The sequence below is a fragment of the Chryseobacterium phosphatilyticum genome, assembly GCF_002899825.2.
Taxonomy (GTDB): Bacteria; Bacteroidota; Bacteroidia; order Flavobacteriales; family Weeksellaceae; genus Chryseobacterium; species Chryseobacterium phosphatilyticum.
Window position 1 is genome coordinate 371,241 of sequence record NZ_PPED02000001.1, and the last position, 13,055, is coordinate 384,295.

Annotated in this window: 15 protein-coding genes; 12 read left to right on the forward strand and 3 right to left on the reverse strand. The window is 35.5% G+C overall.

Going from position 1 to position 13,055, the window contains the following annotated elements:
- Positions 1–257 precede the first annotated feature (257 nt).
- Positions 258–941, reverse strand: a complete 684-nt coding sequence (locus C1631_RS01675; RefSeq protein WP_109710002.1) for a hypothetical protein — start codon at positions 939–941, stop codon at positions 258–260.
- A gap of 393 nt (positions 942–1,334) precedes the next feature.
- Here C1631_RS01675 and C1631_RS01680 point away from each other — a divergent pair, with 393 nt between their 5' ends.
- Positions 1,335–1,712 (forward strand): hypothetical protein, encoded by a 378-nt coding sequence (locus C1631_RS01680; protein ID WP_103249901.1) that lies wholly within the window; start codon positions 1,335–1,337, stop codon positions 1,710–1,712.
- A gap of 35 nt (positions 1,713–1,747) precedes the next feature.
- Here the strand turns inward: C1631_RS01680 and C1631_RS01685 are convergent, their stop codons facing one another.
- A complete protein-coding gene (locus C1631_RS01685) occupies positions 1,748–2,380 on the reverse strand; it encodes a hypothetical protein (protein ID WP_109710004.1) in 633 nt (210 codons plus the stop codon).
- 152 nt (positions 2,381–2,532) lie between these two features.
- On the opposite strand from C1631_RS01685, the gene C1631_RS01690 reads away from it, so the two are divergent.
- The 3 genes from C1631_RS01690 to C1631_RS01700 all read left to right on the forward strand — a co-directional run bounded on the left by C1631_RS01690 (position 2,533) and on the right by C1631_RS01700 (position 3,937).
- Positions 2,533–3,105: a C40 family peptidase gene (locus C1631_RS01690; RefSeq protein WP_109710006.1), complete on the forward strand. Its 573-nt coding sequence runs from the start codon at positions 2,533–2,535 to the stop codon at positions 3,103–3,105.
- A gap of 16 nt (positions 3,106–3,121) precedes the next feature.
- Positions 3,122–3,448: a LytR/AlgR family response regulator transcription factor gene (locus C1631_RS01695; RefSeq protein WP_103250153.1), complete on the forward strand. Its 327-nt coding sequence runs from the start codon at positions 3,122–3,124 to the stop codon at positions 3,446–3,448.
- A 108-nt stretch (positions 3,449–3,556) separates the two neighbouring features.
- Positions 3,557–3,937, forward strand: a complete 381-nt coding sequence (locus tag C1631_RS01700) for a DUF2255 family protein (RefSeq protein ID WP_165828219.1) — start codon at positions 3,557–3,559, stop codon at positions 3,935–3,937.
- A 128-nt stretch (positions 3,938–4,065) separates the two neighbouring features.
- Here C1631_RS01700 and C1631_RS01705 read toward each other — a convergent pair whose 3' ends face one another.
- Positions 4,066–5,253 (reverse strand): MFS transporter, encoded by a 1,188-nt coding sequence (locus C1631_RS01705; RefSeq protein ID WP_103249599.1) that lies wholly within the window; start codon positions 5,251–5,253, stop codon positions 4,066–4,068.
- A gap of 88 nt (positions 5,254–5,341) precedes the next feature.
- Between C1631_RS01705 and C1631_RS01710 the strand changes: the two genes are divergently transcribed.
- The 8 genes from C1631_RS01710 to hisG all read left to right on the forward strand — a co-directional run bounded on the left by C1631_RS01710 (position 5,342) and on the right by hisG (position 13,038).
- Positions 5,342–6,190, forward strand: coding sequence for an AraC family transcriptional regulator (locus C1631_RS01710; protein WP_103249600.1), 849 nt, complete (start codon positions 5,342–5,344; stop codon positions 6,188–6,190).
- A gap of 230 nt (positions 6,191–6,420) precedes the next feature.
- The gene (locus tag C1631_RS01715) at positions 6,421–7,032 is read left to right on the forward strand and encodes a methyltransferase family protein (protein WP_109710010.1); all 612 of its coding nucleotides are present in this window, start codon (positions 6,421–6,423) and stop codon (positions 7,030–7,032) included.
- Between the two features lie 83 nt (positions 7,033–7,115).
- Complete coding sequence (locus C1631_RS01720; RefSeq protein ID WP_109710011.1) at positions 7,116–7,928, forward strand: 2,3,4,5-tetrahydropyridine-2,6-dicarboxylate N-succinyltransferase; 813 nt, start codon at positions 7,116–7,118, stop codon at positions 7,926–7,928.
- Positions 7,929–7,958: 30 nt separating this feature from the next.
- Positions 7,959–9,128: a glycosyltransferase family 87 protein gene (locus C1631_RS01725; RefSeq protein ID WP_109710013.1), complete on the forward strand. Its 1,170-nt coding sequence runs from the start codon at positions 7,959–7,961 to the stop codon at positions 9,126–9,128.
- 3 nt (positions 9,129–9,131) lie between these two features.
- Positions 9,132–10,061, forward strand: a complete 930-nt coding sequence (locus tag C1631_RS01730) for a glycosyltransferase family 2 protein (protein WP_109710015.1) — start codon at positions 9,132–9,134, stop codon at positions 10,059–10,061.
- Positions 10,062–10,838, forward strand: coding sequence for a polysaccharide deacetylase family protein (locus C1631_RS01735; protein ID WP_109710017.1), 777 nt, complete (start codon positions 10,062–10,064; stop codon positions 10,836–10,838). It abuts the gene before it with no gap.
- On the forward strand, positions 10,835–11,932 hold the full coding sequence (locus C1631_RS01740; protein ID WP_109710019.1) for a glycosyltransferase family 4 protein: 1,098 nt from the start codon (positions 10,835–10,837) through the stop codon (positions 11,930–11,932). Before C1631_RS01735 ends, C1631_RS01740 begins: the two co-directional genes overlap by 4 nt.
- A 248-nt stretch (positions 11,933–12,180) precedes the next feature.
- The gene (gene hisG / locus C1631_RS01745) at positions 12,181–13,038 is read left to right on the forward strand and encodes an ATP phosphoribosyltransferase (protein WP_109710021.1); all 858 of its coding nucleotides are present in this window, start codon (positions 12,181–12,183) and stop codon (positions 13,036–13,038) included.
- Positions 13,039–13,055: the final 17 nt, after the last annotated feature.

A 13,055-nucleotide genomic window follows, 5' to 3' on the forward strand; every position in this document is an offset into this window, starting at 1 on the left:
CTGATTATATTGAAATGATAACCAAATGTACAAAAGAAACCAGAATTTGGAGTGTTGTAATCGTATTCGTTATCAAATTATGATTATACTCATAATCTATGGAATGATTGTTTTATACTTTTATTCTAAGTTTTTCATTTATCCCAATAGTTTTTAGCCTCCTTTCGGGGGCTTTTTTATTTTCATATGGATAGTGTATAAAAAAATCCGCCTCAATGTTGGTTGTGGCGGATTTTTAGTAATTAAATTGGAGAATTTTACAAGCTTTTAGAACGGGCAACTCCAATAAGATATACTAAATGGGCAAACATACTTCGTTTTACGGACTCTACTTTTATGCTTCCCGTAGTTTGGTTGATTGTAGTAACGATATCGGTATTGCACTGTCCTGAAAAGGATCCGCTTCCCAGATAATTAGAGGTATTAGCGCTAGGGTAAGATATTCTTGGATAATCCGGCGGAACCTGATTGGCCACAGGAGCTGTCCCGAAAAATCCCTTATCATCAATATAACGTGCAGTCCATGTTCCCAGAAACTGGCCATTACCCGTATTAATGCTTTGTCCAACAATGATTTGGGTGTCTACAGCATTGGTGAAACCAGCGCAAGAACTGTAATGATTTAAAGAAACGGTGCATGAAGAAGCATTATCTGAAGGCTGAAAGCATTGTCCCTCATAAATTGTAGATCTTTGTTCCGTCGCAGACATTGAAGTATTTAATATAGCTTTTGGTGAGAAAATTTCTTCCGGTGAAATTAGTGTAAGAACCCCCTGAGCATCTGCGGAAACAATTTTTTTATCAGGGTTGGCAAGATTTCTTACTCTTGCCGACCCATTAATATCTATTGTATTGGTGGGGTTACTGGTGTTGATTCCTACTTGAGCATTCATGAAATTGCAAAAAGTAAGAACAACCAAAAAAGAAGTGGTTGTTTTCATGTTATAAATTGATTGTGTTTGAATTTTTCACTAAGATAAGAAATATCTTTGATTTGGTATGAATATCATAATAAAAAGTATTTGGTAGAGCAGTATTAAGGCAATATTTAATATTTGTGAATATTTTTTTATTTACTATCAAGGTATTCCATCAAAATTTCAAGATCATGAATTTGTTTGAAAAATATTTGTATTTTAGCCGGAATATGTTTGTTTTTAATAAAGATATTAGTCACTGGTTAAAATTCAGATAATCTGAATGAAAAAATTAGTAGATTTGCACGGAACAAAAAAAAATAAATATTAAGCTCTGTGATCTGGTGATGAGATTTTTTCGAAACACCCTGTCAATAGAGGATAACAGGATTTTAGGTTATAAAACTACTGAAAACTATGAAGAAAATTTTTTTACTTTTATTAACGGCATTTTTATTTATCGGTTGTAGCTCTGACGATGAAACAATTTACGATTACGTAGGAACATGGTCAGGTACTTTTGAAGGTGGTGATAAAGGAGTGTGGAACTTTGTTGTGGATAACACCGGTAAAGTAGTAGGAACAATGCATTCCGAAACCACTACTGATAACTATAGTATTTCCGGTAGTTTAAGTAGTTCAGGGGACCTGAACGGTACAGTTGGTCTTCCGGCAAAAGGCGAATTCAAAGGAAAACTGAGTATTGATAAAACAAATAAAAAAGGAAATGGTAGCTGGTCCAATACACTTCCAACTCCTGCACAATACGGAACCTGGAAAGGAGAAAAGAAATAAAAAATAAAAAGTCTGCAGATCGCAGACTTTTTTATTTAGATAAATCCCATATGGGTAATTTCATTATTTTTCTTCAGCACAACAAAATACAATAGAAAATCATCTTTTGTAAACTGTTTTTTAAAAGGCGCTTCCGGTTGTGATAAGAAAACCTTTTCTTCAGTATGCTCTGCGATGTAGCTTTCAGAATCCAGCTTAATGGTAATAATGGTGGCTTCATCAGCCTTATTATTTTCATTGAGATATAACCTTTGCCCTTTAATTTTAACCTCTGTTGAAAGATTTTCTATCTCTCCCAGTTGAAATCCTGTAAGAATATTTTTCCCTTCGATTGTTTTTAATCCATTCTCAACGGTTCGTTTTCCTCTTTCCGAAACCGTATCCAAATCTTTTATTTCGGTCATTACCCGCGCAAACTTCTGGTAGAGGAGGGGGTCGCCTGCTGCTTTAATATAAAAATCCAGACTATTTCTGATAATCTTTCCTATTTTTGAACAGTGTCCAAACTCAGAACTATTCTGCCTTACTTTTTCATAAGACGCATTCTTTTTAAAAGCCGTTTTATTGAACCCGCTTTTCTTCCGAACCACATTTTTTCCGTTCAGATTATAAAAAACCAGATCTCCAACAGCACCTTTAATTTTAATTAGACTTTCATACGTTGCCATAATGCAAAATTGAACTCAAATATAGCAATAAATAAATGAATTCAAAATTTTAACATATATTTATAATATAGTTGTAGTATAGTTATAATATAATTAAAATATAAAATGTATATTTGTATACAATTGGTTAATTAGATTAAAATCAGATGACTATGGTATCGGGATTATTTGAAAATACATTGAGAATAAAGCAGCTGTCTGTTTTACTGATTGCTTCTGCTTTTGTGGTTTCCTGCGGGAGTTCGAAAAAAGTTTCTTCCTCAAAAAAAACGAACACTAAAACAGTGGTAAAATCTGAAAATCTCAGAAAACTGGATTCTAAATTTGACGGAAAAGTTTCAAGATCTATTACTGATGTTTTAAAAGATGCTGAAAAATATCTGGGAACCCCTTACAGATTTGGAGGGAATACCTCTTCAGGTTTTGACTGTTCAGGATTTACGGTAAAAGTCTTCGAAGAAAATGATTTCAACCTTCCAAGAAGATCTTCCGATCAGGCTGTAGCCGGACAAAATATTGATATCAGAGATGTAAAGCCCGGCGATTTATTATTTTTTGCTACAGCAGGAGGAAGTAGGGTCTCCCATGTGGGCATTGTTCATGATATTGGAGCAGATGGAGAAGTGAAATTTATCCATGCTTCGACTTCAAAAGGCGTGGTTATTTCTTCATTAAACGAAAAATATTGGAATAAAGCCTACCTTCATGCACAAAGAGTTTTGTAATATAAATGATATGTCAATGGAGAACCGGAATTTTGCTTTTATCAAAACAGATAAAAAGCTGGTTAAGGTTTTTTACCATGAAATAAACATCATTAGAGGATTGGGAAACTATGTGGAAATTCTCACTACAGACAATAAAAGATATATTTACTACAGAACGCTTAAAGACCTTATTGAAAATCTGCCGGAAGAGTTTATGCGGGTCCATCATTCATACATTGTCAATCTTACGACGATTGATTCCTTTGAAGACAATCACCTTGTTTGTGGAGATCTGAAAATTACCGTAGCCAAAAGTTACAAAGAATGCCTTACGACTGCTCTTGGTAAAATGATGCTTTAAAAACAAATAGCATCAATGCAATATCTATGTACATCATAAATTCGGCAGAGTACATAAAAAAGTTTTTATTCATTATATCTTATGATAGATTTGCCAAAAACTTATACAATGGATATAGATAAAGCTTTGCTTTTTATTAAAAACAATAATCTTATCGGCATCCGAGCGGGATCAGAAAGAACCGATTTTCTTGAAATATGGATGGTAATTGTTCAGAACAGAATTTTTGCACGGTCATGGGGGCTTGCTGAAAGAAGCTGGTACACTACTTTTTTGAAAAATCCGGTAGGACAAATTAAATGTGCAGATGCGATATATGCTATCAATGCAGGTATTCCGGAAGATATAAATCTGCTTACTGAGGAGATTAATCAGGCGTATCTTACAAAATATAATGTGGGACAGAATCGTAAATATGCAATGGGAATCATTGAAGAAAAGCACATTGAAAAAACGATGGAATTTATTATTTGTGATATAATTTCATAATTAACATTCGGAGTCAATAACATTACACAATGATTCTGATATTTAAAATGGACTTCAGTCTTTTTACTAATAAAAAAGCAACCCTTCTTTTGAGATGGGTTGCTTTTCTTTTACAATAAAATTATGAATTAGGTTTGCTCACAAGCTGTTGTTGCAAACTCATTTTGTTCTTCTTTTTCATCCACAGCAATATTCTTAGGGAAAGAAAAAAAGCTCAGAAAGAATGTAATGGTAAGAAGCAAAACACTCACTGAGAGCACATATTGTACTCCATAATATGCGCTGACGATTCCTCCGAGAAATGCACCTAATGAAATTCCGATGTTAAAAGATGAAGTGAGTAGGCTATTGACAAACTCCAGTGCATGATGAGGAATAGTTTGTGTCGTTCTGATATTTGAAACTAAAAATCCCCCCGTGTGAATCATTCCCCATAAAGAAACAATAATAATCATAGGAATAAAAAGACCTCCCAGGAAGTAGGCCAGAATTTGTACGGTAATTAACAGGAGTAGAAACAGTCTGGTTGTCAGTTGTACATTTTTGCTTAAAGCAAGCCCCATAAGCCAGTTGCCAAGAGTTCCCATACCCCCGAAAAGGAGAAGCATAATGCTGATTTGTGCCCCACTCATTCGGGTGATTTCCTCAAGGTATGCAGTAAGATAAGTATAGCTGGAAAACATGGCTGCCAATGTACCAATAGTAGAAATAAGATTGATCCATAAAAAAGGATTTTTCAATACAATAAGCTGGTTCTGTCCCGATTTTTCTTTTTCTGCAGGGAGAGAGGGTATAAACAACAATAATCCTACAAACGCAATGAAACTAATGGCACTGCTCAGGAAAAATGAAGCCTTCCAGTTATGAAAGAGATCAGCAGCATACGTAGTCATCGGAATGCCAAGAACAGTAGCAAGACTAAGTCCCAGCATTACAGTGGATACCCCTTTTGCTCCTTTTTCTTTGAATGCAATGGCAATAGAAATGTTCCAGAAAAGCGGATGTAATATAGCAGGTAATATACGGGCAATCATCAGCATCGTAAAATTCGTGGAAAAAGCAGATATCAGATTTGAAAGTACAAATATGCTCATCACAAGACATAGAAGGAACTTGCGGTTGATCCTGGATGTGAATGAAGTGATAAAAGGGGAAGAGACAGCTACAGTTATGGCAAATGCACTCAGCAACCATCCGGCCGTATCTAATGATACTCCGAATTGTCGGCTGATTGTTGGTAAAATACCAACTACCCCGAATTCAGTGGTAATAATACCAAAAGCGCCCAAAGCAAGGACGTAAATCGATCTTTTCATTAATGTAAGAAATTTTGATGTAGCAAATTTGAACAGAAAAATTGTAAAAAATCAGTATATTTCAATGATAAATAAGTAATTTTACCGTATGAAAAGAGAGAACATCGACCAATTGGTAAAAGTTGAATATCATCAGGCTGAAAACTGTCCCTTAAAAGACATTCAATTTTCTTTTTTTCAGATTGTATATGTTATCTCAGGAAAAGGAGCCTTTACCATAAATAATAATCTTGCTTCCTACAGTAAAGGTAGCCTGATATTGCTGACACCTAATGATCAGCATTATTTGGAAATTGAAGAAAAGACTGAGCTTTTGCTCGTAAAGTTCAGTGAACGCTATGTAAAAGATTATAAATGGAACAATATTAATTCGATAGGATGTTTATTATATGGTGCCTCTTATCTTTCCGGTTGTATTCTACAGAATAAATCTGATGTTGTCCTGGTGGATTCCATTGTTGCTTCACTTCTCCATGAGATTAATCATCCGGATATTTATCAGGAAGAACTGACTTTGCATTATGTGAATGCATTGATTGTTATTGCAGCAAGAAATATTTCAAAACTACGGGCTGAGAATATAGGCTCCAATACGGATAAAAGAATCGTAGAGATTATTGACTATATCCAGGGAAATATCCACGACCCGGGACTCTTGAAAGTCTCTGTAATCTCTCAAAAATTTGGACTTTCCGAAACCTATCTTGGAAGTTATTTTAAAAATCATTCCGGAGAAACGATTACCCATTATATTTTGAATTACAAATTGAGATTGATTGAGCACCGGCTTCTTTTCAGTGATATGAGAATCAATGAGATTGTTACGGAGTTTGGCTTTTCGGATGAAAGCCATCTGAACAAATTTTTTAAAAAACAGCATCAAATGAGTCTGACGGAATTTAAAAGAAATAAAGGACTTTCCAAATCAAAAGTTTAGATGGGAACTGTAATTTCATTAGACTGTTATATTCAATAGGGGCGGGTTTTAACCTGTCCCATACTCTATAATTTTAGCCAAGACTTTATTGCGGGAAGGTGTTTAAACCGCTCATAAAGTTTATCCTTAATCAGGCTGAAGCGTTTAAAACTTTTGAGTTTTATACAGTATATATAATGCAATAGTATTGCACGCCTGAATTGCTCAAATTTGTCAGAAACTATTTTACTATGACAGACTTTATCAGGCTTTTTATTCCTTCATATTTTGTATTGTTTTTTGTAATTACATTTCTGGGGGTCAGTCTAAATGTAGCCCGAAGAATAGGAAAAAATCCAGGTGTTTTTCCTAAAGATGATTCAGCATATGCTTTTATCGGAAGGTACTTTAAAATTATTCTTTTGGCATTATTTATTTATACCATTTTAATTGCATGGATTCCTGATCAGATTAGACAGAGCTTTACGATTGAATTTTTGACTGTTCAGGCGATACAATATGGCGGAATTGTTTTAATGATTTTGGCATTGATATGGACAGTTACCGCTCAGTTACAGATGAAAGATTCCTGGCGTATCGGCATTGATCATGAGATGAAAACAACGCTTATTACCCATGGACTATTCAGGGTTTCAAGAAACCCTATATTTTTAGGAATGACAGTAAGTCTTCTTGGCTTTTTTCTGGTTTTTCCTACTTTAATTGCATTGATCTTTTTGCTAACAGGAAGTCTTTTGATGCAGATTCAGATAAGACTGGAAGAAGAATATTTATTACAAATTCATGGGCAAATTTACCTGACTTACAAAAAGAGGGTTGCACGTATGTTGAACCTTTATTAAAAGCATCATGTGAAAAACAGTTTTGCTGAACTTTTTTGTATCTTTGGCCGGTATAATTTTTCAAACTAATTTAAATAAGAAACATGTCATTACAACAAACTATTGAAAACATTTGGGATAATAGAGACCTATTACAAAATGAAGACAGCCAGAAAGCGATTAGAGAGGTAATTTCTTTACTAGATTCCGGAGAACTTCGTGTAGCTCAACCTACGGAAAGCGGATGGCAGGTAAATGAATGGGTGAAAAAAGCAGTCGTAATGTATTTCCCGATTCAGAAGATGGAAACGATTGAAGTAGGTCCGTTTGAATTTCATGACAAGATTCCTTTAAAGAAAAATTATGCAGAGAAAGGGGTAAGAGTGGTTCCTCACGCGATTGCAAGACAAGGCTCTTTTGTCGCTTCAGGGGTAATTATGATGCCTTCTTACGTAAACATCGGGGCTTACGTAGATTCAGGAACTATGGTAGATACATGGGCTACAGTAGGAAGTTGTGCACAAATCGGTAAAAATGTTCACTTAAGTGGTGGTGTTGGAATCGGTGGAGTATTAGAGCCTTTACAGGCAGCACCGGTTATTATTGAGGATGATTGTTTCATCGGTTCAAGATGTATCGTGGTTGAAGGAGTACACGTAGAAAAAGAAGCGGTACTGGGAGCCAACGTAGTATTGACTGCCTCTACAAAAATTATTGACGTCACAGGAAGTGAGCCTGTCGAAATTAAAGGAAGAGTTCCTGCGCGTTCTGTAGTCATTCCGGGAAGCTATACTAAACAATATCCTGCGGGAGAATATCAGGTTCCATGTGCTTTGATCATTGGTCAGAGAAAAGAATCTACAGATAAAAAAACATCTCTGAATGATGCATTGAGAGAAAATAATGTTGCTGTTTAAGATCAATTTTTAAACTAATACCACACAATTTTGAAAGAGAAATTTCTTAAAATAGTGCTAAACCCCAAATATATATTTGGGGTTTATCTTATTGTAGCCATTGCTACGGCGCTTTCTAAATTCTCAAGAGGATATCAGGCTATTAATAATTATCTGATTTTCAAAGGAGTATTTTTCAACACTCTTGATCAGAAAAATCTGTACTTACAATATCCCGAACAATATTCCGACATGAATCATTACGGAATTTTCTTTAGTTTATTGATCGCCCCTTTTGCTATTATGCCTGACTGGATGGGAATTGCTTTATGGAATGTTGCCAATACCGGGATTTTCCTGTACGCAATTCATAAACTTCCGTTTTCAGATCCTAAAAAAGCTCTTTTTGCATTATTATGTCTGCAGGAATACATTACCGCAGCGGTGAGCTTACAGTTTAATGTAGCTTTGGTAGGGCTTCTGATGCTATCAGCCATATACATTTATGAAAGAAAAGAAGTGCAGTCGGCAACGGCAATTGTTGTGGGTATTTTTGTGAAACTCTATGGTATTGTAGGTTTGTCCCAGTTCTTCTTTATTAAAAATAAGATAAAGTTTATTCTGGCAGGAATTGTGGTTGCTATACTATGTCTTTGTATTCCAATGATATATTCAAGTCCGCAATTTGTGATTCAGAGCTATTCAGACTGGGCAACATCTTTGATCTCAAAAAATAATGATAACCAGGTACTGGGAAATATGCAGGACATTTCTTTAATGGGGTTTGTAAGAAGAATTTTGGGAGATGCTACCATTTCTAATCTTACCTTCTTAGCCTTTGGAGTTCCTTTATTTGCATTACCTTACCTTAGAATCAGGCAGTATAAAAACTATGCGTTTCAATTGATGATTCTGGCTTCTACATTGCTGTTTTTGGTTTTGTTTAGCTCCGGTTCAGAATCACCAACGTATATTATTGCGGTAGCAGGAGTGATGATTTGGTTTACCTTGCAAAAGGAAAAAACACCTTTCATTATAGGTTTGCTGGTCTTCGTGATTATTCTTACCTGCTTTTCTCCTTCCGATTTATTTCCGAAATTTATCAAGCAGAATTATATCATTAAATATTCTCTGAAAGCCGTACCTTGTATTATTGTTTGGTTAAGAGTTATTTATGAATTAATGACTAAGGATTTTGATAAGGACTATACTTTAAATTAATGTATGAAGAAAATTTCTATTGTCATACCCGCTCATAATGAAGAAGGTAACGTTGCCTTAGTTCATGAAAAAATAAAACAAGTTTTTTCAGGGCTGGAGCATTATAATTTTGAAATCATCTTTGTCAACGATGGAAGTAGAGATAATACTCAGGAAAAGCTGGAACAATTGTCTCAACAATATGAAGAAGTAAAGTTTATTGAATTTTCCAGAAATTTTGGCCACCAGCCAGCCGTGAAAGCAGGAATGGACAATGCATTTGGAAATGCGGTCATCTCAATGGATGGTGACCTGCAACACCCTCCGGAACTTATTCCTGAAATGATTAAAAAATGGGAAGAAGGGTATGATATTGTGTATACGGTAAGGACTTATCCCAAGCAAATTTCCTATTTTAAAAGGAAAACGTCAGATGTGTTCTATAAACTGTTGTCCAGTCTTTCAGATGTTAACCTTACCAAAGGAGGAGGATCCGATTTCAGATTGATGGATGCTAATGCTGTACAGGCGATGAGAGACTTCAAAGAGGATGATTTATTCCTAAGAGGTCTTACAAGCTGGATGGGGTATAAACAAACAGGAATCGACTTTATTGCTGGTGAAAGGATGGCTGGTGAAAGCAGCTACAATCTTAAAAAAATGCTCAAATTTGCTTTTACCGGGATTACCGCCTTTAGTGTGAAACCTCTTTATTTAGCAGCCTATCTGGGCTTTTTATTCTCAATATTTTCAGTGATAGGATATGCCGGATATGTTGTTTATGCCTTTGTGGTTGGCACTGAAATATCAGGTTGGGCATCATTAATTATGACAATCGTATTCTTTGGTGGTCTCCAATTGATTATTCTGGGAATTATCGGCATTTATTTAGGAAAAATCTTTAAACAGGTAAAAGAAAGACCTAATTATATTATAAAAAACAAAAATTTTTAAATGGTTTTATTAAGTTTTGATATCGAGGAGTTCGACATGCCTTTAGAATATAAGGGAGAGATCTCTTTTGATAAACAAATCTCTATATCTCAGCACGGGCTTGAACATATTTTAAATATTCTGAAAAAACATCAGGCAAAAGCTACCTTTTTTTCGACAGTGGTTTTTGCTGAAAACAGTAAGCATCTCATTGAAAGATTGCTGAGTGAAGGGCATGAACTGGCCTCTCATACCTGGTTTCATTCCGAATTTGAGGACAAACACCTTAAAGAATCAAGACAAAGGCTTGAAGACTTGTTCTCCACAAAAGTCACCGGATTAAGAATGCCGAGAATGATGCCTGTGGATGAAAAAGAAGTGGAAAAAGCAGGATATGCTTACAACTCATCTATCAATCCTACATTTTTGCCGGGTCGATATAACAATTTGAAGGTATCCAGAACTTATTTTAAAGAAGGAAATGTGATGCAGGTACCGGCTTCCGTGTCGCCCAATTTCAGAATTCCTTTATTTTGGCTGAGCTTTCATAATTTTCCTTTGTCATTGTATAAAAAACTGGCAGCCGATACCCTGAAAAAGGATAAATATCTGAACATTTATTTTCATCCCTGGGAATTTGCAGAAATCAAGGACGAAGCCTTTAAACTTCCCGGTTTCACGGTTAAAAATTCCGGAAAAGACATGGTGGATAGATTTGATGCCTTTGTAGGATGGCTTAAAGATAAAGGCCATACTTTTGGTACCTTTCAGGAATTTCAAAAACAGATACACTCATGAAGATTGCTTTTGACGCAAAACGTTTTTTCCATAATACGTCCGGTTTGGGCAATTATTCCAGAGATCTGGTAAGAATTCTTTCTCAGTATGAACCGGATAATGAATATCTTTTACTCAATAAAAATAAATCTGAACGTGGGAAAGATATTCTTGACCGTTCGAATGTCAAATTTGTTGAGACCTCAAAAGGAAATTTTTCCCGTCAGTTTAAAATGGGGAAAGATGCTCAGAAACTGGGAGCAGATATCTACCATGGTTTATCAGGAGAACTTCCTTTAAAATGGGATAAAACACCGATCAAAAAGGTAGTAACCATTCATGATCTGATCTTTGTCCGTTATCCGGAATATTATTCGTTTTTTGACAGGAAAATACATTTCTGGAAATTTAAAAAAGCAGCGGAGACAGCAGATAAAATCATTGCGATTTCAGAACAGACCAAGCGAGATGTTATCGAGTTTTTAAAAGTTCCTGAAACTAAAATTGAAGTTATTTATCAGGGGTGTCACAAAGCATTTAAAGAACAGCAGTCTCAGGAATTTATTCAGGGAACGAAAGATAAATTTCGTCTGCCGGAGAGGTTCATTCTAAATGTGGGAACCATTGAAGACCGTAAGAACTTATTGAATATTGTCAGAGCGATCCATGAAACCAACATCCCACTGGTAGTGGTAGGACGAAAAACCAAATACTATCAGAAAATCGCTGCTTTTCTGAAAAAAAATAAAATGGAAAATCAGGTAATATTCCTGGAAGGCGTTTCCATGGATGAGCTGGCTGTGCTATACAAACGGGCAGATATTTTTGTCTATCCAAGCTTCTTTGAAGGCTTTGGAATTCCCGTTATAGAAGCACTTTTTTCCAAAACAGTTGTGGTGACAAGCAATACAAGCTGTCTGCCTGAAGCCGGAGGAAAAGACTCTGTATATATTGATCCGAATAATTATCTTGACCTTAGGGCGAAAATACAATTTCTCTGGGAAAATGAATCCGAAAGAAAACGCCGTGAAGAAAAGGGTTTCACGTTTGTTCAGAAGTTTAACGATGAGCCGATTGCCAAAGAGCTGATAAATTTTTATCAAAAAATTATCTGAAAAAACTTTGCAGTTTAAAAATAAACCCTACATTTGTACCACAATTCAATACAATGAAACCAACTTTTTTAGCATTACATCATTATCATCATCATCTCTGTTAGGCGGAATTGATTGATATATGTTTGTGCTAAAATCAAAAATATTTAAAACCGTCTGAGTAAATAGGCGGTTTTTTTGTTTCCTGAATTCTCCTCAGAAATTTCAACAGATCAGTTTTTATTTACTCGGACCCCAAAGAAAACGAAATGAGTAAATTAAAAATTGCGATTCAGAAAAGCGGCCGGTTGTACGAAGATTCCTTACAACTTCTTAAAGACTGCGGAATCTATGTCAACAACGGAAAAGACCAGCTTAAAGTTACTATAGATAATTTTCCCATGGAAATTATGTACCTCAGGAATTCAGATATCCCACAATACCTGGAAGATGGTGTGGTGGATGTGGCCATTGTCGGGGAAAATCTTCTGATAGAAAAACAGAAAAATATTCAAATTGTACAGCAGCTGGGTTTTTCCAAATGCCGTGTTTCCCTTGCGGTGCCCAAAGACATTGAAACTGATGATCCTTTCTATTTTCAAGGAAAAAAAATTGCCACTTCTTACCCTAATACCCTTAAAAGATTTTTAGAAAAAAAAGGAATACAATCTGACATTCACGTGATTTCAGGGTCTGTAGAAATTGCACCCAATATTGGTCTGGCAGAAGGTATTTGTGATATTGTAAGCTCCGGAAGTACCTTATTTAAAAACGGACTGAGAGAAACAGTTACCCTACTGAAATCTGAAGCTGTACTAGCGCAAACGCCACAATTATCAGACGAAAAGATAAGGATTCTTGAAAAGTTCTTGTTCAGAATCCGGGCTGTTTTAAAAGCAAAAAAATCGAAATATATTCTGATGAACGTTCCCAACGATAAAATCCAGAAAGTAGCAGATGTTTTGCCTGTACTGAAAAGTCCCACTGTAATTCCTTTGGCAGAGGAAGGATGGAGTAGTATCCATTCGGTAATTGATGAAGAAAGATTCTGGGATGTAATAGACGAGCTGAAAGAAAATGGAGCTCAGGATATTCTGATCATTCCCATTGATAAGATGGTTATTTAAAAATAACAGAATGTTAA

Coding starts and splice junctions, on each gene's coding strand:
- C1631_RS01680 (WP_103249901.1), top strand. CDS start 1,335: ATGAAGAAAATTTTTTTACTTTTATTAACGGCATTTTTATTTATCGGT.
- hisG (WP_109710021.1), top strand. CDS start 12,181: ATGAGTAAATTAAAAATTGCGATTCAGAAAAGCGGCCGGTTGTACGAA.
- C1631_RS01730 (WP_109710015.1), top strand. CDS start 9,132: ATGAAGAAAATTTCTATTGTCATACCCGCTCATAATGAAGAAGGTAAC.
- C1631_RS01740 (WP_109710019.1), top strand. CDS start 10,835: ATGAAGATTGCTTTTGACGCAAAACGTTTTTTCCATAATACGTCCGGT.
- C1631_RS01720 (WP_109710011.1), top strand. CDS start 7,116: ATGTCATTACAACAAACTATTGAAAACATTTGGGATAATAGAGACCTA.
- C1631_RS01705 (WP_103249599.1), bottom strand. CDS start 5,253: ATGAAAAGATCGATTTACGTCCTTGCTTTGGGCGCTTTTGGTATTATT.
- C1631_RS01710 (WP_103249600.1), top strand. CDS start 5,342: ATGAAAAGAGAGAACATCGACCAATTGGTAAAAGTTGAATATCATCAG.
- C1631_RS01695 (WP_103250153.1), top strand. CDS start 3,122: ATGGAGAACCGGAATTTTGCTTTTATCAAAACAGATAAAAAGCTGGTT.
- C1631_RS01685 (WP_109710004.1), bottom strand. CDS start 2,380: ATGGCAACGTATGAAAGTCTAATTAAAATTAAAGGTGCTGTTGGAGAT.
- C1631_RS01735 (WP_109710017.1), top strand. CDS start 10,062: ATGGTTTTATTAAGTTTTGATATCGAGGAGTTCGACATGCCTTTAGAA.
- C1631_RS01715 (WP_109710010.1), top strand. CDS start 6,421: ATGACAGACTTTATCAGGCTTTTTATTCCTTCATATTTTGTATTGTTT.
- C1631_RS01675 (WP_109710002.1), bottom strand. CDS start 941: ATGAAAACAACCACTTCTTTTTTGGTTGTTCTTACTTTTTGCAATTTC.
- C1631_RS01690 (WP_109710006.1), top strand. CDS start 2,533: ATGGTATCGGGATTATTTGAAAATACATTGAGAATAAAGCAGCTGTCT.
- C1631_RS01700 (WP_165828219.1), top strand. CDS start 3,557: ATGGATATAGATAAAGCTTTGCTTTTTATTAAAAACAATAATCTTATC.